General features: G+C 60.9%; 1 protein-coding gene. It reads right to left on the bottom strand.

Going from position 1 to position 539, the window contains the following annotated elements:
- The coding region (locus Q7C21_RS22830; RefSeq protein WP_375151214.1) for a UPF0758 domain-containing protein at window positions 1-429 on the bottom strand (429 nt) is incomplete at its 3' end.
- Window positions 430-539: the final 110 nt, after the last annotated feature.

Genomic DNA, 539 nt, shown 5'->3' with positions numbered 1-539 from the left:
GAACAGCACCTCAAAGGCCAGCACCCGATGCTTGGTGTCGAGAAACAGACAGCCAAACACCTCGTGGGGCTCATGTCGCAACATCGACTTCAGGTAATCGCGCACCACCAACGGACTTTCCAAGGCTGACTGGCGGTGGAGTTTTTCTGCCAGATGCCGACGCGCCATCTCCAACACCGCTTGCAACAGTGCGTACTTGGCCGGCCCCAATCCCAGTTGGCGGGTGAAGGTCAGCTGATCGGCTTCCAGCAGACTGCGCAAGCTGCCGAAGCGATGCAACAGGTGCCGCGCCAGGTCGACCGCACTTTTTCCAGCCACCCCGGTGCGCAAGAAAATAGCCAGCAATTCGGCGTCGGAAAGGCTGATGGCGCCCTGCTCCAGAAGCCGTTCCCGCGGGCGCTCCGCCGCAGGCCAATCACGAATACTCATCACACCTCCCTGTGCATGGCGCCGCTGTTCGGCAGCGGGCGCTGTGCTATCTTAGCCCCCTCTTTTTTGCGTGGTATTTCACCTGGGGAGGGGGCATGCCACGCAGCAAT

This window comes from Pantoea sp. ANP04, from assembly GCF_041982285.1.
In the GTDB taxonomy this organism is placed as follows: domain Bacteria; phylum Pseudomonadota; class Gammaproteobacteria; order Enterobacterales; family Enterobacteriaceae; genus Pantoea; species Pantoea eucalypti.
The sequence above is the reverse complement of the archived record's forward strand: the minus strand, read 5'-3'. Positions and strand labels throughout refer to the sequence as shown.